The following is a 19,547-nucleotide window of genomic DNA, read 5'->3' as shown; positions in this document are numbered from 1 at the left end:
CCGTTGTGTTTCATCGTTCAGTCGGTCTTACTGCTGGCTTTCACGCTCAGCAATAAACGCCAGCGCTTTATTAATGCGCTCAATACTGCGGGATTTACCAATCGCATGCACCGTGACGTCTAACGCCGGGGACTGACCCGCACCGGTAACGGCTACGCGCAGCGGCATCCCGACTTTACCCATCCCCACTTCCAGCTCATCAGCGGTTGCCTGAATCGCGTGGTGCACGTTTTCTGCCGTCCACTCGCTAATCGCAGCCAGCTTGTCGCGAACCACTTCCAGCGGCTGACGCGCTACCGGACGCAGGTGCTTCTTCGCAGCATCAGCATCAAACTCAGCAAAGTCTTCGTAGAAATAGCGGCAACTCTGTGCCATCTCTTTCAGCGTTTTGCAGCGCTCACCGAGCAGTTTAACCAGCTCTGACAGCTGCGGCCCCACGCGAGTATCAATATTTTCCTGCTCAATGTGCCATTGTAGATGTGTCGCCACATATTCTGGCGCCAGCGCATTAATATAGTGATGGTTCAACCACTGCAGTTTTTCGGTATTGAACGCGCTCGCAGATTTGCTCACCGCCCCCAGGGAGAACAGTTTGATCATCTCTTCACGGGTGAAGATTTCCTGATCGCCGCTGGACCAGCCCAGACGCACCAGATAGTTCAGCAGCGCTTCCGGCAGATAACCGTCGTCGCGATACTGCATGACGCTGACTGCACCGTGACGTTTGGATAGTTTTTTACCGTCGTCGCCGTTAATCATCGACACGTGTGCGTAAACCGGCACCGGTGCGTTCAGCGCTTTCAGGATGTTAATCTGACGCGGGGTGTTGTTGATATGGTCTTCACCACGAATAACGTGGGTGATTTCCATATCCCAGTCGTCAACCACCACGCAGAAGTTGTAGGTCGGGGAACCGTCGGTACGGCGGATGATCAGATCGTCCAGCTCCTGGTTGCTGAATTCGATCGGCCCACGGATCTGGTCGTCAAAAATAACGGAACCATCCTGCGGGTTGGCAAAACGCACCACGCAAGGCTCATCCGCGTCGTGATGTTCATGCCCATGACGGCAGCGGCCGTCGTAACGCGGTTTCTCGCCATTCGCCATCTGCTCTTCACGCAGCGCGTCCAGGCGTTCTTTGGAGCAGTAGCATTTATACGCGGTACCCGCTTCCAGCATCTCATCAATAACCGCGTTGTAACGATCAAAACGTTTGGTCTGGAAGTATGGGCCTTCATCCCATTCCAGATTCAGCCAGTTCATGCCATCCATAATGGCTTCAATAGCTTCCGGAGTGGAGCGTTCGAGATCGGTGTCTTCAATACGCAGCACAAACTCACCGCCATGGTTGCGTGCAAAAAGCCAGGAATAAAGAGCAGTACGCGCACCGCCGACGTGCAGGTAGCCTGTCGGGCTTGGCGCGAAGCGAGTTTTGATTTTCATGAAATGGCCTTACGTTTATAAAGATGCCGACAACCGGCAAATCCAGGGAAGATTATCAGGCTCGTATTCTATCACCGTGGTCTGATTCCTCAATGTTGTTCAGGTTGGAACATCACGCTTTGCCATTTTCGTATACAAATCATGCGACATGGATTGTTTTGCGATCGTTTTGTTTAAATTTACGACGAACGAACAATTTCTTTAGAAAATGCGTTGACTCATTTTCAACTCTCCCTATAATGCGACTCCACACAGCGGGGGTGATTAGCTCAGCTGGGAGAGCACCTCCCTTACAAGGAGGGGGTCGGCGGTTCGAACCCGTCATCACCCACCAACTACTTTATGTAGTCTCCGCCGTGTAGAGTAAGAAATTGAGAAGTGGGTGATTAGCTCAGCTGGGAGAGCACCTCCCTTACAAGGAGGGGGTCGGCGGTTCGATCCCGTCATCACCCACCACTTTCTCGCCAGCTGGATTTCTTACGATAAAATTGAAGTACCGAAGTGGGTGATTAGCTCAGCTGGGAGAGCACCTCCCTTACAAGGAGGGGGTCGGCGGTTCGATCCCGTCATCACCCACCACTTCGGGTCGTTAGCTCAGTTGGTAGAGCAGTTGACTTTTAATCAATTGGTCGCAGGTTCGAATCCTGCACGACCCACCAATGTAAAAAGGCGCCCTAAAGGCGCCTTTTTGCTATCTGCGATTTTTAACATTCGAACCTGCAGCAGGTTCGGTGTTGAGCGCAGCGAAACAACGGAGCCGTTTACGGTGACGGCCCGAAGGGCGAGCAAGCGAGTCATCCTGCAATGCTTACCCGACCAAAGCATCAATCAACTTCGTTAACGCTGGCGTGGCCTGATGCTGTTCATAGACAATATACAAATCCGCCGGAATACGTTCCTCTAATGGCCGGAATACCACGCCAGGCCAGCTCATTTGTGCATAACCATCAGCCATTAACGTAATCCCGATTCCCATACTGATCATTGCCAGCACTGTCTGGGGCTCAACAACCTCACGAATAATCATTGGCGAGAAGCCTGCCTGCTGACATACACGTTGCAAAAATCCCCAATCGGAATGTACGGACGGCAGCGTGACAAAATATTCGTTGCGCAGCGCCGCCAGAGGAACAGAATCCCTGGAGGCCAGAATGTGATCTTCCGGTACTGCAACCATGAATGAAGATTCATGCAGACGTAAGCTGGTAAAACCAACCGTTGGTTCAATTGCCATACGCCATATCCCTGCATCGAGCTCCCGACGCTCTAATAACGCCATTTGCATACCTGGCGATTTTTCGCGAAACAGTACTTCAACATTGGGATTTGCTTTCAAAAAATAGTGCATTGCGGGACGCATTCTTCCCCACAGTGCCGTACCAACCACACCCAATTCAATACGCCCCGCTTCGCCGCGACCAATCTGCTCCACTCTCGCCATAGCCTGATTTGCATTGGCTAACAAACGACGCGACTCCTCCATCAGAATTTTTCCGGCATGAGTTAACGCAACGCTGCGAGAATGTCGAATAAATAACAAGGTACCAAGTTGCTGTTCAAGTTCTTTGATATGAATACTCAGAGGGGGTTGTGACATATTTAACCGGGCAGCAGCCCGGCCAAAATGCAACTCTTCTGCAACAGCGAGAAAATAACGCAATAACTTCAGATCGATTCGGTGAGCTCGTTCCATCACTGTTACACTCCAGGAATAAGGGATAACGTCTGGAATCTACCACATTGCTTAGTAAAAAATAGATTTAACGACAAGATACCCAATATACATAAACACAATAGATAAAACCCCGGGTAAAACATTTGGTGCAGGAATAGGTATTCGGCATAAAGTAAATAATGCCCCAATGCCAAACCCAATGCCTGAGGATAGAATGATTTCTTTCACATGAAATCCTTGTTTGTGAAATGAGCTGGCGAGCATCCCCTCGCCAGTTAAATAATTTTAATGAGCCAATGATTTAGTCGACAATTTTTCTGGATGATGTTGATATTTAAAGAACAACGCAAAAACAATTGCCAGTGCCAAAGCATAAGCAGCAAACACCAACCAGATTGTTTGCCAATCCTTGACGCCATCGACAGAAAAATAGTCCACCGCCATCCCGCTCAGGATTGAACCCACCCACGCGCCAATGCCATTTACCATCGTCATAAACAGCCCCTGGGCGCTGGCGCGAATCCTTGAATCAACTTCCTGCTCGACAAATACCGAGCCGGAGATGTTGAAGAAATCAAACGCACAACCGTAAACGATCATCGACATTAGCAGCAGCACAAAGCCAAACGGAGACGGATCGCCAAAGGCAAAGAAGCCAAAGCGCAGCGTCCACGCCAGCATACTCATCAGCATCACTGTTTTAATGCCAAAGCGTTTCAGGAAGAATGGAATAGTGAGGATAAAACCCACTTCCGCCATCTGCGAAACTGACAGCAAAATGGAGGGATATTTCACCACAAAGCTGTTGGCAAACTCAGGGTTACGGGCAAAATCATGCAGGAACGGATTGCCAAAGACGTTGGTGATTTGCAGCACCGCCCCCAGCATCATGGCAAACAAAAAGAAAATTGCCATGCGCGGATTTTTAAACAGCACAAACGCATCCAGCCCCAGTTTACTGGCAAGCGTGGCGGACGCTTTTTTCTCCGCAACCGGTATTTTTGGCAACGTCAGCGCATACAGAGCCAGCAGCAGCGATGCGCCTGAAGCGATATACAGCTGCGCGCTGCTCAACTCCAGTCCCATTAAGCTGACCGTCCACATCGCAACAATAAAACCTATCGTGCCAAACACACGAATTGGCGGGAACGCAGTGACCGGATCCTGACCCGATTGTGCAAGGCATGAATATGAGACGCTGTTCGATAGCGCAATTGTCGGCATATACGCCATCGCATTAACCAACATTACCCAGAACATGGTCTGTGGATCGGTAACGGTTGTGGCGTACAGCAACACGCCAGCACACACCAGGTGGCACAGCATATAAGCGCGCTCGGCACGCAGCCACTTATCGGCGATGATCCCCATAATTCCCGGCATAATAATCGCGGCAAGCCCTTTCGAGCTGTAGACCATACCCACATTCGCGCCGGTAAAATCCAGGGTGTTAATCATGTAAGAACCCAGGGTAACCAGCCAGCTACCCCAGATAAAATATTGCAAAAACGACATGATTTTTAAGCGGGACGTAATACCCATTTTTTATTCCTTGCCGTGAGGTAAGGCTCCCAAAAGGAGCCTTTGTTATTGTGTGTTTAGGCTAATTTGCGTAAAAAACCGCAAATCAGATTAATAAAGTTCTGACGGGACAGCTCAGCCGCAGCCAGCGTCTGAGCATGGGACAGTTTTACATCTCCTAACCCTTCCGCCAGATTGGTGATCGCAGAGACGGCAACGACCTTGAGACCACAATGACGTGCAGTAATAACTTCCGGCACCACTGACATTCCGACCACATCGCCGCCAATAATCTGCATCATGCGTATTTCTGCCGCAGTTTCGAAGTTCGGACCCGGATAAGAAACAAATACGCCTTCGGTGAGGGGGAATCCCTCCTCTGCCGCAACGACCTGAAGAATGGCGCGGTAATCTGCATCGTAAGCATTTGCCAGCGAGAAAAAGCGATCGCCAAAACGCTCATCATTCGCTCCAACCATCGGCGTACCCGGCATAGTGTTAATGTGATCGCACAACGCCACCAGACTTCCTGGGCCAACTTCAGGACGCAGTGATCCTGCCGCATTTGTACAGAACAATACTTCACAACCCAGCAATTTCAGGGTGCGAATGGCGTCAGTCATAACCGTCATACCCCGACCTTCATAAAAATGCCCACGCCCTTTCATACAAGCAACAGGAACACCCGCCAGATGACCGAGTACCAGTTCTCCAGCATGACCGTGAACGGTACTCACAGGAAAACCGGGAAGTTTTTCATAGGAGATGGCGACCGCATTCTCAATTTGCTCCGCCAGCGCACCCAGGCCAGAACCCAAAATAAACGCGATTCGCGGGGTAAATTCCGTTGCATATGCACGAATAATATCAACACAATACTCAGGATTATGAGAAAAAAGAGCGTGAGACATAAGTATCCTTGTTCTATCGGTTTAAATTTGACTCCTTTTTATAACGACCTTCGACCTGTGCTGACCAATACACTTTTCACGTGCTATCAATAGTCATTTGATATCGATGGATTTAGATCGCTTCTGTATTAATAAAGAGGCAAAACAGTATTGGTAGTTATCTACTCTTTATCTTAACAATATGCTGTTTATATTTTTATAAATCACTTTTTTAATTAACCTGTTAATAACTATTGGCATAGGGAAATATGCTATGAAAAAATTCTTTACTCTGACACTCTCATCTTTACTCATTATTCCCGCACTATCCCATGCGGAATATAAAAGTGGATTTGCCGATATCGGCCTGCATTATCTCGACTGGACATCAGAGACTACAGAAAAAACCAGTAAAAAATCACACAAAGATGACTTTGGGTATCTGGAGCTTGAAGGCGGAGCGAACTTTAGCTGGGGAGAAATGTACGGCTTCTTCGATTGGGAGAATTTCTACAATGGCCGTCACGCTAAACCCGGCAGCGAACAGCGTTACACTTTCAAAAATACCAACCGTATCTATCTTGGTGATACAGGGTTAAACCTCTATCTCCATGCTTACGGAACTTATGGTTCGCCGAATCGTGCTAACTTCCATGATGATATGTTTCTCTATGGGTTAGGTTATAATTTCACAGGCAATGGGTATTGGTTTAAGCCCTTCTTTGCCAAACGTTATACCGATCAGACATATTATACTGGGGATAATGGTTATGTAATGGGCTGGGTGGCCGGATATAGCTTCTCGCTCGGCAGCGAGAAATTCAGCGTAACGAACTGGAACGAATACGAATTTGACCGCAATGAAACCTACGCGGCAGGTAATGGCGGTAAGGACGGAATCAACGGCGCAGTCGCTTTCTGGTGGAATGCGACGCCGCATCTTACCGCAGGTATTCAGTATCGTTACGCAGATAATAAACTGGGAGAATCATTCCTGCAGGATGGTATTATTTATTCTCTTAAATACTTGTTCTAACACATTAACCCAGTCGGACAGATAATTAAATCTGATACAGCGGATCGCGGGCACGACCGGCGGTTAATGCACTTGCCTGCATACGCACCACATCCCACAGCGCCTGAGCCGCGGTTGATAAAGAGCGGTTTTTACGTCGAGCCAGCATCAGCTGCCGTTCAACAACCGGCGTCAGGCGCTTAACCTGCAGATGACTCCCCTGCGGTAAGGGGAGCGCCAGCGCGGGCAGAACGCTGATGCCAATCCCCGCTTCAACCATTGGGAACAGCGTGGCGGGATGACCAATCTCCTGAACAATATTGGCATCAATGGAGAAATGGGCCAGCGCCGCATCGATCAGCGGTCGACTGCCGGAAGCGTAATCCTGTAACACCAGACGTTCGTGGTACAAATCCTGCCAGTTTACCCACTCACGTTGGGCCAACGGATGATCCTGGCGACACAGCAGCAGGAACGGTTCGGACAGTACGGCTTCACATTGCAGATCGGTCACTGCCCCGGGATCAATCACAATACCAAAATCTACTTCTCCCTGGCGAATACTCTCCAGTACCCACTGCTGTGGCCGGTCATGCAGCACAAAATCGATTGCCGGATAAAGCTGATTGCTCTGGGCAATACACTGCGGAATAAGGTGAGCAGAGATTGTCTGGCTGGCGGCAACCCGTACTGTACCGGTTAACTGCGTTCCCACCTGACCGGCTTCGCGCAGCGTGCTGTGCAGCTCATCCAGAATACGTTCCAGCCGCGTCGCCAGCTGGTGTCCGGCTTCCGTCAGCACCACTTCCCGCGTTGTTCTGTCCAATAAGCGCACCCCCGTCTGAGCTTCAAGCTCTTTAACGCTATGGCTGACCGCCGACTGGCTTAAGCCAATAATATCCCCCGCCCGGCTAAAACTTTTGGCCTGGGCGACGGTGACAAAGATACGCAACTGACGCAGAGAGTAATTCATCTATTCGATTCATATATGGATGCAATAAATCAATTTTATTTCTCAAACGGAAAAACGCAAAATGTTGCTACCGAATTTCAGGAGTCTTTATGAAACTTTTTCGTATTCTTGATCCGTTCACGATAACGCTGATTACCGTCGTTTTGCTGGCGTCGTTTTTCCCGGCCGAAGGTGGCTTTGTGCCTTTCTTTGAAGGCTTGACCACCGCCGCCATTGCCCTGCTGTTTTTTATGCACGGGGCCAAGCTCTCTCGTGACGCAATTATTGCCGGCGGTAGCCACTGGCGCTTGCATCTGTGGGTAATGTGCAGCACGTTTGTTGTTTTCCCGGTGCTGGGCGTTCTGTTCGCCTGGTGGGCCCCCGTCAACGTTGATCCGATGCTGTACACCGGATTCCTGTATCTGTGTATTTTGCCAGCCACGGTGCAATCGGCTATCGCCTTTACCTCAATGGCAGGTGGTAACGTTGCCGCCGCCGTGTGTTCAGCTTCGGCCTCCAGCTTACTGGGTATTTTTCTTTCGCCACTGCTGGTAGGCCTGGTCATGAATATGCATGGCGCAGAAGGCAGCCTGGAACAGGTGGGGAAAATCATGCTGCAGCTGCTGCTGCCGTTCGTGCTGGGTCATCTCTCGCGACCGTGGATTGGCAACTGGGTGTCACAGCATAAAAAATGGATTGCAAAAACGGATCAATCTTCCATTTTACTGGTGGTTTACTCCGCCTTCAGTGAAGCCGTGGTTAATGGGATCTGGCACAAAGTGGGGGTAGGTTCACTGCTGTTTATCGTGGTTGTCAGCATCATATTGCTGGCCATCGTGATTGCTATCAACGTCTTTGTTGCGCGCAAATGCGGTTTCAGCAAAGCCGATGAAATCACGATTGTATTCTGTGGATCGAAGAAAAGTCTGGCGAATGGGATCCCCATGGCAAACATCCTGTTCCCGACGTCGGTGATCGGTATGATGGTATTGCCATTGATGATTTTCCACCAAATTCAGCTGATGGTGTGCGCCGTGCTGGCGCGTCGCTACAAACAACAGACGGACGCGCTGCAGGCGCAGCAGAAGAGCCGCGCCGCGAAGGCCTAAAGTGGGCGTTTCAGGGGCTGAACCAGCTGCGTCAGCCCCTCAGTTTTAATCAGCAGCGTGATTTGCATCAGCTCCCCAAGTTTGCCCGGCGGAAATTCATCCTTGCGGGCAAACCACAGCAGATACTCTTCCGGGACATCAATCAGCCGACGCCCTTTATATTTGCCAAAGGGCATGACGGTATTGGCGATCTCTACCAGCTGCTCTTTTTCCATCTCAAGCACCCAGCAAGCGGATCATTTCAGCTTCGTCGATCACTGCAATGCCCAACTCCTGCGCTTTTGCCAGCTTCGAACCCGCCGCTTCCCCAGCAATCACCAGATCGGTTTTCTTCGACACGCTCCCCGCCACTTTTGCGCCCAGCTCGGTGAGTCGAGCTTTGGCATCATCGCGCGACATAAGGCTCAGGCTCCCGGTCAGCACAATCGTTTTGCCGGCAAACGGGCTGTCGATTTCTTCAGCGTTGATAACCACCGGCGCAGGCCAGTGGATCCCTTGCGCCAGAAGTTGCACGATCACCTCACGGTTGCTTTCTTCGGCGAAGAAATTAAACACGTGCGTCGCTACCACGATGCCGACATCCGGCACTTTTTGCAGCTCTTCAATAGAGGCCGCTTCCAACGCCTCAAGCGTGCCGAAATATGCCGCCAGACCTGCAGCTGTAGCTTCGCCGACTTCACGAATACCCAGCGCATAGAGGAAACGAGCAAATGTGGTCTCTTTCGCTTTTTCCAGCGCATTCACTACGTTTTGCGCCGACTTCGGCCCCATTCGATCAAGACCGGTCAGCTTACCGGCGGTCAACGTGAAGAGATCCGCAGGCGTGTGGACATACTCTTTCTCGACCAGTTGATCGATAATTTTGTCGCCCATGCCGTCAACGTCCAACGCCCGGCGAGAAACGAAGTGTTTCAACGATTCCTTACGCTGCGCCCCGCAGATTAAACCTCCGGTACAACGAGTAACTGCTTCGCCTTCCACCCGTTCAACATCAGAGTGACAAACCGGACAATGGGTTGGAAACTCGATTTCGCGCGTATCTTCCGGACGCTCGGAAAGTACGACATTCACCACCTGCGGGATGACATCGCCCGCACGGCGAATAACGACTTTGTCGCCAATACGCAAACCCAGCCGTTCTATTTCGTCAGCGTTATGCAACGTTGCGTTACTGACCAGCACCCCGGCCACCTGCACTGGCTCAAGGCGGGCAACGGGCGTAATTGCCCCTGTACGTCCAACCTGAAACTCAACATCGCGGACAAAGGTCATCTGCTCCTGAGCCGGGAACTTAAAGGCCACCGCCCAGCGCGGCGCGCGGGCAACAAAACCCAGTTGTTCCTGCAAGGCCATGGAGTTGACTTTGATCACCACGCCGTCAATATCGAATCCCAGCGTCGGTCGGTCTTCTTCAACCTTATGATAGTAAGCAAGTACTTCCTCCGGAGAGTCGCAAAGCGCCACTCTGTCGCTCACCGGCAGTCCCCACGCTTTAAATTGCAGCAGACGACCCAGATGGGTATCAGGCAGCTCACCGCCTTCCAGTACGCCAACGCCATAGCAGAAGAAAGTAAGCGGTCGCTTCGCTGTAATACGTGGATCGAGCTGACGCAGTGACCCAGCCGCCGCGTTACGTGGGTTAGCAAACACTTTGTTACCAGTGCGGCGGGCTTCGTCGTTAATTTTTTCAAATCCGGCTTGCGGCAGGAACACCTCACCGCGCACTTCCAGACGTGTCGGAATGTTATCGCCGTGCAGTTTTAACGGGATCGCGCGGATGGTACGCACGTTTGAGGTGATGTCTTCCCCGGTGGTGCCATCGCCGCGCGTTGCGGCGCTAACCAGTACGCCGTTTTCGTAGAGAATACTCACCGCCAGCCCGTCAAGCTTCAGCTCACAGCACCAGGTCAGCTTATCCGTACGCTTTAGCCGATCCTGTACGCGCTTGTTAAAGGCGAGAAAACTCTCTTCATCAAATACGTTATCCAGCGACAGCATGGGCACTTCATGGCGAATCTGGCTGAACGCCGTTAACGGAGCGGCACCAACGCGTTGTGTTGGCGAGTCGGGTGTAATAAGGTCCGGATGCTGCGCTTCCAGCTCGCGGAGTTCGCGCAGCAGACGATCGTATTCCGCATCGGGAATTTCCGGCGCGTCCATCACATGGTAGAGATACTCATGATGGCGAAGCGTGGTTCGCAGTTCAGTCAGTTGTTGTTCGATTGATTCCATATCGCACCATCAATGATAAAAAACCCCCGACAGGCGGGGGTTTAGCAAGGAGATGTCACGCCAGAGGAAAATCAGGCGCGAGATTCTTTAACTTCGCGGATGCGGTCCTGATACTCGCGCAGTTTCTGCGGCGTCATCATGCGACGTTGATCGTCGAGCACCACACCGCCAACTTCATCGGCAATGTGCTGTGCTGACTGCAGCATCAGCTTAAAGTTTTGCAGCTCGTCCCCATAGGACGGAACCTGCATAAAAATAGTTACGCCAGGAGTACTGAAGTCGCCTGTCATTTCGGGGTCAAATGTCCCCGGGTTAACCATATTAGCAAGGCTAAACAGCGACGGACCGCTGCCATCCGGGCTCAAATGACGATGAAAAATATTCATATCGCCAAATTTAAAACCGGCCTGCTGAATGCTATTGAGCAGTACTTCTCCGTTGAGTTCGCTGCCATGATGAGCCGCAACGTTCATAATGATGACCGTCTCTTTAGGCTGCGGTTTTTCAGCAACAGGCGCTTCTTCAACGACCGGCTCAGGCTGCGGCTGATGTTCAACGACAGGCTCTGCTGGCTGGAAGGTCTGCGGCGCTGGCTGCACGGACTGCTGGACCTGAGGCGCAACGGGCTGATGCTGCATCGGCTGCTGGACAGGTTGCTGCGGAACAGGCTGATGTTGCACCGGCTGCTGCGGTTGCACAGGCTGCGGCTGTTGAACATGCGGCGGCGGTACCGGCGCTTGCGCAGGCTGCTGCGCGGGTTGACGCGGCTGAGCAGACGCATAAGGCGGCTGGTACTGGTGTTGCGGCGACTGAGGAGGAACACCATGTTCCTGCGCATTACCGGGAGCATGATTCACACGATGAACGCGAACTTCGCCCACGCCTTCGTCTTCCTCGACGTTGTCGTCGAACGAATCCTCGTCTTCACGTTTAGACTTCATGCGTTTCAGTGGGCGATCGCGGAATATAGAAGACCGCTCTTTACGGCTAGTCCAAAAACCATGTACCAGTAAAGCGATTATGGCGATCGCGCCAACAATGATTAATATCAGACGCAAATCCTGCATCATTATATTCTCTGTTGTTCTAACACCTTGCCACCACGGCAAACATTTACTCACTAAGAGTATTTGTCGATTACGCCAAGTGCAAGTGTACTCTTGGCTTTCACAGCATAAAGATGAACAAAATTGTGCTTTTTGCTGTTTTTTCGAACATTTCCGAACAGCTTAACGCTCAACAACCCGGTAAGATACGCAAAGTTTACCAGAGCTTTTATAACAAGGAGTATGTCCTGACCATGGTTTCATCATCTGCAGTTGTACCTCGCAGCGGCCTTTATTACTTTTCCCAGGGATGGAAGCTCATCACCCAACCGGGTATTCGTCGTTTTGTTATTCTGCCTTTACTGGTGAATATCCTGCTGATGGGCGGCGCATTCTGGTGGTTATTTACTCAACTCGGTAGCTGGATCCCCGCGCTGATGAGCCACGTCCCTGACTGGCTACAGTGGCTCAGCTATTTACTGTGGCCGATTGTAACCCTCTCCGTACTGTTGGTGTTCGGTTACCTGTTCTCCACCCTTGCCAACTGGATTGCTGCGCCGTTTAACGGCCTGCTGGCGGAACAGCTGGAAGCGCGCTTGACGGGCGCAACTCCTCCCGATACAGGCGTTCTCGGCATCATGAAAGACCTTCCGCGCATTATGAAACGTGAATGGCAAAAGCTGGCATGGTATCTCCCGCGCGCTTTCGTGTTGCTGATCCTCTATTTTATTCCGGGCATTGGGCAGACCGTCGCCCCGGTACTGTGGTTCCTGTTCAGCGCATGGATGCTGGCTATTCAATACTGCGATTATCCATTTGATAACCACAAAGTTCCTTTTAAGGAAATGCGCGTCGCGCTGCGCACGCGTAAGGTGACCAATATGCAGTTTGGTGCGTTGACCAGCCTGTTCACCATGATTCCGGTACTCAATCTGTTCATCATGCCGGTGGCAGTTTGTGGTGCCACGGCGATGTGGGTAGACTGCTATCGTGATAAGCATGCGTTATGGAAGTAATGCAAAAATGTGCAAAAGCGGGCTGGCTTATGCCCGCTCTTATTCCATACTGCAAAGCATTATTTCTCATCAGCATATAGATATGCGAATTCCTTACTTCCCCATACATTCTCAACAGGTATGCTGAAGCGGTATCCCAATTTCATACAGTTAAGGACAGGCCATGAGTAAGATTTTTGAAGATAACTCGCTGACTATCGGTCATACGCCGCTGGTTCGACTGAACCGTATCGGTAACGGACGCATTCTGGCGAAGGTGGAATCACGTAACCCCAGCTTTAGCGTCAAATGCCGTATCGGTGCCAATATGATTTGGGATGCCGAAAAACGTGGTGTACTGAAACCTGGCGTTGAACTGGTAGAGCCAACCAGCGGCAACACAGGGATAGCACTGGCCTACGTTGCTGCCGCCCGTGGCTACAAACTGACCTTGACCATGCCGGAAACAATGAGCATTGAGCGCCGCAAGCTGTTGAAGGCTTTGGGTGCGAATCTGGTCCTGACTGAAGGCGCAAAAGGGATGAAGGGCGCAATCCAGAAAGCTGAAGAAATTGTCGCCAGCGATCCGGAAAAATTCCTGCTGCTGCAGCAGTTCAGCAACCCGGCGAACCCGGAAATCCACGAAAAAACCACCGGCCCGGAAATCTGGGAAGATACCGATGGTCAGGTTGATGTCTTTATTTCCGGTGTAGGTACCGGTGGTACGCTGACTGGCGTAAGCCGTTACATTAAAGGCACCAAAGGTAAAACGGATCTGATCACCGTCGCGGTAGAGCCGACCGACTCCCCGGTTATCGCCCAGGCGCTGGCGGGTGAGGAGCTGAAACCGGGTCCACATAAAATCCAGGGAATTGGCGCGGGCTTCATTCCAGGCAACCTCGATCTGAAGCTTATCGATAAAGTCGTCGCCATCACCAATGATGAGGCAATCTCTACTGCGCGTCGCCTGATGGAAGAAGAAGGTATTTTGGCGGGCATCTCTTCTGGTGCAGCCGTTGCGGCCGCGCTTAAGCTGCAGGAAGATGAAACCTTTACCAATAAGAATATAGTGGTTATTCTACCGTCATCGGGTGAGCGTTATCTGAGCACTGCACTGTTTGCCGATCTCTTCACAGAGAAAGAACTGCAACAGTAATGCCAGCATGTTAAAAACGCGTAAAAAAGCACCCTTTTGGGTGCTTTTTTGTGGTCTGCTTCAAAGTTTCAACTCGCCTGGCATTGATTCAACCCTCCAGAACTGGTATTTAACCAAGCTAATTATTTTGATGCGCGAAATTAATCGTTACAGGAAAAGCGCTAGCTGAATCGATTTTATGATTTGGTTCAACTCTTCCTTTCGCGGCATAATGTTTAATGACGAACGAAACGTCAGCGGCAAGAAGTTGCCAGCAACGGATTGCACCGAACTCCTTTTGTGTCGCGTCCAGTTTACGCCGATGCTAACAATACAGGCTAAAGTTGAACCGCCAGGCTAGACTTTAGTTCCACAACACTAAACCTATAAGTTGGGGAAATATAATGTTCCAGCAAGAAGTTACCATTACCGCTCCGAACGGTCTGCATACTCGCCCTGCTGCTCAGTTTGTTAAAGAAGCAAAAGGCTTTTCTTCTGATATTACTGTGACTTCCAACGGCAAAAGCGCTAGCGCCAAAAGCCTGTTTAAACTGCAGACTCTGGGCCTGACTCAGGGTACCGTTGTTACCCTGTCCGCAGAAGGTGAAGACGAGCAGAAAGCAGTTGAGCATCTGGTTAAACTGATGGCTGAACTCGAGTAAGTTCAACGAGTTCTTTTAAATATCAGTCACAAGTAAGGTAGGGTTATGATTTCAGGCATTTTAGCATCCCCGGGTATCGCTTTCGGTAAAGCATTGCTGCTGAAAGAAGACGAGATCGTCATTGACCGGAAAAAAATTTCTGCCGACAAGGTTGATCAGGAAGTTGAACGTTTTCTGAGCGGTCGTGCCAAGGCATCTGCGCAACTGGAAGCGATCAAAACCAAAGCTGGTGAAACGTTCGGTGAAGAAAAAGAAGCCATCTTTGAAGGGCATATCATGCTGCTCGAAGATGAGGAGCTGGAGCAGGAAATCATAGCCCTGATTAAAGATAAGCACATGACGGCTGATGCAGCTGCGCATGAAGTTATCGAAGGACAGGCCACTGCCCTGGAAGAGCTGGATGATGAATACCTGAAAGAACGTGCGGCCGACGTACGTGACATCGGTAAACGCCTGCTGCGTAACATTCTGGGTCTGGCAATTATCGACCTCAGCGCTATTCAGGAAGAAGTCATCCTGGTAGCCGCAGACCTGACCCCGTCAGAAACTGCACAGCTGAACCTGAACAAGGTGCTGGGTTTCATTACTGACGCGGGCGGACGGACTTCCCATACCTCTATCATGGCGCGTTCTCTGGAACTGCCTGCCATCGTCGGTACGGGTAGCGTCACCTCTCAGGTTAAAAACGACGACTATCTGATTCTGGATGCCGTAAACAACCAGGTTTACGTCAATCCGACCAACGACGTTATTGAACAACTGCGCGCCGTTCAGGAGCAGGTTGCGACCGAGAAAGCGGAACTCGCTAAGCTGAAAGATCTCCCCGCTATCACGCTGGACGGACATCAGGTTGAAGTCTGCGCCAACATCGGTACCGTTCGTGACGTTGAAGGCGCTGAGCGTAATGGTGCCGAAGGTGTGGGTCTGTACCGCACCGAATTCCTGTTCATGGACCGTGAATCGCTGCCGACTGAAGAAGAACAGTTTGCTGCGTATAAAGCCGTAGCTGAAGCCTGTGGCTCTCAGGCGGTCATCGTCCGTACCATGGACATCGGCGGTGATAAAGAGCTGCCGTATATGAACTTCCCGAAAGAAGAGAACCCGTTCCTGGGCTGGCGTGCCGTACGTATCGCCATGGATCGTAAAGAGATCCTGCGTGACCAGGTTCGCGCTATCTTGCGCGCCTCTGCTTTCGGCAAACTGCGCATCATGTTCCCTATGATCATCTCTGTTGAAGAAGTGCGCGCACTGCGCAAAGAGATCGAAATCTACAAACAGGAACTGCGCGACGAAGGTAAAGCATTTGACGAAAGCATTGAGATTGGCGTGATGGTGGAAACACCGGCTGCGGCAACAATTGCACGTCATTTAGCCAAAGAAGTTGATTTCTTTAGTATCGGCACCAATGATTTAACGCAGTACACCCTGGCAGTTGACCGTGGTAATGATATGATTTCACACCTTTACCAACCGATGTCGCCATCTGTGCTGACGCTGATCAAGCAAGTTATTGATGCTTCTCATGCTGAAGGCAAATGGACTGGCATGTGTGGTGAGCTTGCAGGCGACGAACGTGCTACACTTCTGTTGCTGGGGATGGGTCTGGACGAATTCTCTATGAGCGCCATTTCTATCCCGCGCATTAAGAAGATTATCCGTAACACGAACTTCGAAGATGCGAAGGTGTTAGCAGAGCAGGCTCTTGCTCAACCGACAACGGACGAGTTAATGACGCTGGTTAACAAGTTCATTGAAGAAAAAACAATCTGCTAATCCACGAGATGCGGCCCAATTTACTGCTTAGGAGAAGATCATGGGTTTGTTCGATAAACTGAAATCTCTGGTTTCTGATGATAAGAAAGACACCGGAACTATTGAGATTGTTGCTCCGCTCTCTGGCGAGATCGTCAACATCGAAGACGTGCCGGATGTAGTTTTTGCTGAAAAAATCGTTGGTGATGGCATTGCTATCAAACCAACCGGTAACAAAATGGTTGCCCCTGTAGACGGCACCATCGGCAAAATCTTTGAAACCAACCACGCTTTCTCTATCGAATCCGACAGCGGCATTGAGCTGTTTGTTCACTTCGGTATTGATACCGTTGAACTGAAAGGCGAAGGCTTTAAGCGTATCGCTGAAGAAGGTCAGCGCGTGAAAGTGGGCGACCCGGTTATTGAATTCGATCTGCCGCTGCTGGAAGATAAAGCCAAGTCTACCCTGACTCCGGTTGTTATCTCCAACATGGACGAAATCAAAGAACTGATCAAACTGTCCGGTAGCGTGACCGTGGGTGAAACTCCGGTTATCCGCATCAAGAAATAATTCTTGCCGCAGAGAAGAATGGCGCCGATTGGCGCCATTTTTTTATACACCTCATCCGCCATTAAATGTGTGTGGTCATCGGTCGATAATACGCCTCACGCATCAGGATTTTCATGCCCTCCGGCCCGCTCTCCAGCATCCGTCGTTCCGAATCCGCCACTAACAGCTCACAGTCGTAACCACCCGCAATACCGAACATAGCCCGCGCCACGCAGATATCTTCCAGCGCCGTTATCCCGCTGGTATCAAAATGTCCAACCATACGCCCATTCTGGCGAACCACCAGCCGGTAACTCTTCATCGCGCCTCCCCTGACGGTGGCAAAATTAACTCATCACAACCGCACTGGTGCGTCCACGTCATCACGTCCAGCACACGCTGTGCAGCATCGTGCGTCGCAGTTGTCAGCCTTTTACCCAATACAATACCGCTCACCAGCTCAGCACAAAACAGATCGCCAGTCCCCTTCAGATCTGTTTTCACCCGCGGATGTGCGAGCACCTCAACCGTTTCAGCCGTTACCACCGCAACGTTGATAATCTCTTCGGTATTCCCCGGCGCACTGGTAATCACTACCCATTTCAGCGTTTCGGTAAGCAGAGATTGCGCCGCCGTTATGGCTTCATCAAGCGTACTACATGGTTTTCCACTCAGTATTTGCAGCTCAAACACATTCGGCGTCAACCCCTGAGCCAGCGGCAGCAGGTGCTGACGGTAGGCCTGCGGAATTTCGGCTTTTACGTACATGCCGCTGTCCGTATCGCCCATCACCGGGTCGACCAATACGCACAGTCCTGGATGCGTAATCTGTAACGTTTTCAGCCACTTTGCTAACAGAGCGATTTGCTCTGCGCTACCCATATAGCCCGTGGTCACCGCCTTCAGCTCGCGTAAGGCATCGCGCTCATTTAAGGCGCGGAGATACCCGCTAAACCAGTCGGTCGGAATAATACCGCCGTAAAAGGTTTCATAATGCGGGGTATTGCTGAACAGCACCGTTGGGACTGCCGTCACGCGTAATCCCTGCGCTTTAATGGCCGGAACGGCGATGCTGTTGCCTACGCTGCCATACACCACCTGTGACTGGACGGCGACGATATCGGTCTGTAGCGCCCGATGCTTGTCGTCGAAGAGCACTGACTGAATATCACTCCCCTGCTCCATAAATCTCTCCTCTCGCTGGACAGCGGGCTTACGCCTCACTATTATCGTCATATGCTAAAATTCATTTTGTCATAGGTCAATAATGATCGACGGAAAAACCGCTAACGAAATTTTTGACAGTATTCGTCAACATGTCGCTACAGGCACGTTGGCAGCAGGAGAAACATTGCCGCCAGTGCGTGAACTGGCAACAGCATTGAACGTTAACCGTAATACTGTCGCGGCGGCTTATAAACGCCTTGTCACCTCCGGACTGGCGCAGAGCCTTGGACGCAATGGCACGGTGATCAAAGAAATTTCTACCCCCGTTGCGCTGGAAGGTGGCAATCCGGATACCGCGCTTGTCGATCTTTCCGGCAGTAATCCAGCGCCTTCGCGTCTTCCAGACCTTAGCCGTTATTTCGTGAAAATAAATAAGAATCCGCGTTTATACGGCGATGCCGCCGTATCCCCCGATCTTAAGGCGTGGGCCACGCAATGGATGCAGGAAGCAGTCCCAGGCAAGGGAGAAATCGATATCACCAGCGGCGCTATTGACGCCATTGAACGTCTGCTGTGCGCACATTTACTGCCTGGTGATAGCGTTGTCGTAGAAGATCCATGCTTTTTGAGCAGCATTAACATGCTGCGTTATGCCGGATTCTCAGCAAACCCTGTCAACGTTGACCACGAAGGCATGCAACCAGACATGCTGGAAACTGCGCTACAGAAAGGCGCACGGGCGGTGATTCTGACGCCGCGCGCTCATAACCCGACGGGATGCAGCCTGAGCGCATCCCGCGCGGCGCAATTGCAGGAAATCCTGGCCCGTTATCCGCAGACGCTGGTAATCGTCGACGACCACTTTGCGCTGCTGTCCGCTTGCCGTTGGTATCCAGTGATTGCGAAAGAAACCACCCACTGGGCTGTTGTCCGTTCGATGTCTAAAACGTTAGGCCCGGATTTACGTCTGGCCATTGTGGCCAGCGATCCGCTCACTTCCGGGAAACTGCGTTTGAGGCTCAACTCCGGCAGTCAGTGGGTCAGCCATTTGCTTCAGGATTTAGTCTGCGCTTGTCTTAGTGACAAGGATTACCAGCATACGCTGGCACAAACCCAGCAATTTTACGCCGCCCAGCTGCAAAAGCTGACGGCCGCCCTACTGCAACATGGCATTGCGCTGCCGGTCGGGGATGGTCTCAATCTGTGGCTGCCGCTGGAAGATAACAGCCAGGCGACCGCTTTTGCGCTGGCAAAATCCGGTTGGCTGGTACGCGAAGGCGAAGTATTTGGCGTTAATACCCCTGCGCACGGCCTGCGCATTACGCTGTCAACATTATCAGACAGCGACATTGATAAGCTGGCGAGTGATATCCATCAGGCGCTAAAGCGCTAACAGGAGAGAA

At 51.2% G+C, this 19,547-nt stretch carries 19 protein-coding genes and 4 tRNA genes; 12 read left to right on the top strand and 11 right to left on the bottom strand.

Annotation, left to right across the window (positions count from 1 at the left end):
• Positions 1 to 27 precede the first annotated feature (27 nt).
• Positions 28 to 1,443 (bottom strand): glutamate--tRNA ligase, encoded by a 1,416-nt coding sequence (gene gltX / locus On2M_RS06065; RefSeq protein ID WP_187253517.1) that lies wholly within the window; start codon positions 1,441 to 1,443, stop codon positions 28 to 30.
• A 258-nt stretch (positions 1,444 to 1,701) separates the two neighbouring features.
• On the opposite strand from gltX, the gene On2M_RS06060 reads away from it, so the two are divergent.
• From On2M_RS06060 to On2M_RS06045, 4 genes are all read left to right on the top strand, one after another.
• A tRNA-Val gene (locus tag On2M_RS06060) sits at positions 1,702 to 1,777 on the top strand.
• Positions 1,778 to 1,823: 46 nt separating this feature from the next.
• Positions 1,824 to 1,899: transfer RNA gene (locus tag On2M_RS06055), tRNA-Val, on the top strand.
• A 47-nt stretch (positions 1,900 to 1,946) separates the two neighbouring features.
• A tRNA-Val gene (locus tag On2M_RS06050) sits at positions 1,947 to 2,022 on the top strand.
• A 4-nt stretch (positions 2,023 to 2,026) separates the two neighbouring features.
• Positions 2,027 to 2,102 (top strand) — tRNA-Lys (locus On2M_RS06045).
• A 149-nt stretch (positions 2,103 to 2,251) separates the two neighbouring features.
• Here On2M_RS06045 and On2M_RS06040 read toward each other — a convergent pair.
• The 4 genes from On2M_RS06040 to xapA are packed head-to-tail and all read right to left on the bottom strand — an operon-like array spanning position 2,252 to position 5,550.
• Positions 2,252 to 3,136, bottom strand: coding sequence for a LysR family transcriptional regulator (locus tag On2M_RS06040; protein WP_187258863.1), 885 nt, complete (start codon positions 3,134 to 3,136; stop codon positions 2,252 to 2,254).
• Between the two features lie 51 nt (positions 3,137 to 3,187).
• Entirely contained in the window at positions 3,188 to 3,346 is a 159-nt protein-coding gene (locus On2M_RS06035) for a DUF1427 family protein (protein ID WP_003847305.1), read from the bottom strand.
• A 57-nt stretch (positions 3,347 to 3,403) separates the two neighbouring features.
• Positions 3,404 to 4,660 (bottom strand): nucleoside permease, encoded by a 1,257-nt coding sequence (locus On2M_RS06030; protein WP_151217586.1) that lies wholly within the window; start codon positions 4,658 to 4,660, stop codon positions 3,404 to 3,406.
• Between the two features lie 56 nt (positions 4,661 to 4,716).
• Positions 4,717 to 5,550, bottom strand: a complete 834-nt coding sequence (xapA, locus tag On2M_RS06025; protein ID WP_210904503.1) for a xanthosine phosphorylase — start codon at positions 5,548 to 5,550, stop codon at positions 4,717 to 4,719.
• Between the two features lie 253 nt (positions 5,551 to 5,803).
• Between xapA and On2M_RS06020 the strand changes: the two genes are divergently transcribed.
• On the top strand, positions 5,804 to 6,565 hold the full coding sequence (locus On2M_RS06020; RefSeq protein ID WP_003847297.1) for an outer membrane protein OmpK: 762 nt from the start codon (positions 5,804 to 5,806) through the stop codon (positions 6,563 to 6,565).
• 25 nt (positions 6,566 to 6,590) lie between these two features.
• On the opposite strand, the gene On2M_RS06015 is transcribed toward On2M_RS06020, so the two are convergent.
• Positions 6,591 to 7,517, bottom strand: a complete 927-nt coding sequence (locus On2M_RS06015; RefSeq protein WP_151217589.1) for a LysR family transcriptional regulator — start codon at positions 7,515 to 7,517, stop codon at positions 6,591 to 6,593.
• Positions 7,518 to 7,606: 89 nt separating this feature from the next.
• Here On2M_RS06015 and On2M_RS06010 point away from each other — a divergent pair, with 89 nt between their 5' ends.
• On the top strand, positions 7,607 to 8,605 hold the full coding sequence (locus On2M_RS06010; protein WP_210904502.1) for a bile acid:sodium symporter family protein: 999 nt from the start codon (positions 7,607 to 7,609) through the stop codon (positions 8,603 to 8,605).
• Here the strand turns inward: On2M_RS06010 and On2M_RS06005 are convergent.
• The 3 genes from On2M_RS06005 to zipA form a co-directional block, all read right to left on the bottom strand.
• Complete coding sequence (locus On2M_RS06005; RefSeq protein ID WP_003038102.1) at positions 8,602 to 8,820, bottom strand: DUF3820 family protein; 219 nt, start codon at positions 8,818 to 8,820, stop codon at positions 8,602 to 8,604. The two genes, On2M_RS06010 and On2M_RS06005, sit on opposite strands and share 4 nt — an antisense overlap.
• A gap of 1 nt (position 8,821) precedes the next feature.
• The gene (ligA, locus tag On2M_RS06000) at positions 8,822 to 10,837 is read right to left on the bottom strand and encodes an NAD-dependent DNA ligase LigA (protein ID WP_187253520.1); all 2,016 of its coding nucleotides are present in this window, start codon (positions 10,835 to 10,837) and stop codon (positions 8,822 to 8,824) included.
• A 71-nt stretch (positions 10,838 to 10,908) separates the two neighbouring features.
• Positions 10,909 to 11,907: a cell division protein ZipA gene (zipA, locus tag On2M_RS05995; RefSeq protein ID WP_151217595.1), complete on the bottom strand. Its 999-nt coding sequence runs from the start codon at positions 11,905 to 11,907 to the stop codon at positions 10,909 to 10,911.
• Between the two features lie 230 nt (positions 11,908 to 12,137).
• Between zipA and cysZ the strand changes: the two genes are divergently transcribed.
• From cysZ to crr, 5 genes are all read left to right on the top strand, one after another.
• Entirely contained in the window at positions 12,138 to 12,899 is a 762-nt protein-coding gene (cysZ, locus tag On2M_RS05990; RefSeq protein ID WP_187253521.1) for a sulfate transporter CysZ, read from the top strand.
• Positions 12,900 to 13,062: 163 nt separating this feature from the next.
• Complete coding sequence (cysK, locus tag On2M_RS05985) at positions 13,063 to 14,034, top strand: cysteine synthase A (protein WP_151217599.1); 972 nt, start codon at positions 13,063 to 13,065, stop codon at positions 14,032 to 14,034.
• 383 nt (positions 14,035 to 14,417) lie between these two features.
• A complete protein-coding gene (ptsH, locus tag On2M_RS05980) occupies positions 14,418 to 14,675 on the top strand; it encodes a phosphocarrier protein Hpr (protein ID WP_210904501.1) in 258 nt (85 codons plus the stop codon).
• Positions 14,676 to 14,720: 45 nt separating this feature from the next.
• Positions 14,721 to 16,448 (top strand): phosphoenolpyruvate-protein phosphotransferase PtsI, encoded by a 1,728-nt coding sequence (ptsI, locus tag On2M_RS05975; protein ID WP_003038080.1) that lies wholly within the window; start codon positions 14,721 to 14,723, stop codon positions 16,446 to 16,448.
• Between the two features lie 40 nt (positions 16,449 to 16,488).
• Positions 16,489 to 16,998, top strand: coding sequence for a PTS glucose transporter subunit IIA (gene crr / locus On2M_RS05970; protein WP_135723469.1), 510 nt, complete (start codon positions 16,489 to 16,491; stop codon positions 16,996 to 16,998).
• Between the two features lie 61 nt (positions 16,999 to 17,059).
• Here the strand turns inward: crr and On2M_RS05965 are convergent, their stop codons facing one another.
• Together On2M_RS05965 and pdxK are read right to left on the bottom strand one after the other, a co-directional pair.
• Positions 17,060 to 17,299: a cytoplasmic protein gene (locus tag On2M_RS05965; RefSeq protein WP_151217601.1), complete on the bottom strand. Its 240-nt coding sequence runs from the start codon at positions 17,297 to 17,299 to the stop codon at positions 17,060 to 17,062.
• Positions 17,296 to 18,162, bottom strand: a complete 867-nt coding sequence (gene pdxK / locus On2M_RS05960; RefSeq protein WP_210904500.1) for a pyridoxine/pyridoxal/pyridoxamine kinase — start codon at positions 18,160 to 18,162, stop codon at positions 17,296 to 17,298. Before pdxK ends, On2M_RS05965 begins: the two co-directional genes overlap by 4 nt.
• Positions 18,163 to 18,244: 82 nt before the next feature.
• On the opposite strand from pdxK, the gene ptsJ reads away from it, so the two are divergent.
• The gene (gene ptsJ, locus On2M_RS05955) at positions 18,245 to 19,537 is read left to right on the top strand and encodes a transcriptional regulator PtsJ (protein ID WP_210904499.1); all 1,293 of its coding nucleotides are present in this window, start codon (positions 18,245 to 18,247) and stop codon (positions 19,535 to 19,537) included.
• The last annotated feature ends 10 nt before the right edge of the window (positions 19,538 to 19,547 follow it).

Source organism: Citrobacter sp. On2M (assembly GCF_018035235.1).
In the GTDB taxonomy this organism is placed as follows: Bacteria; Pseudomonadota; Gammaproteobacteria; order Enterobacterales; family Enterobacteriaceae; genus Citrobacter; species Citrobacter meridianamericanus.
Note: the sequence above shows the minus strand (reverse complement) of the source record. Positions and strands in the feature narration are given on the sequence as shown.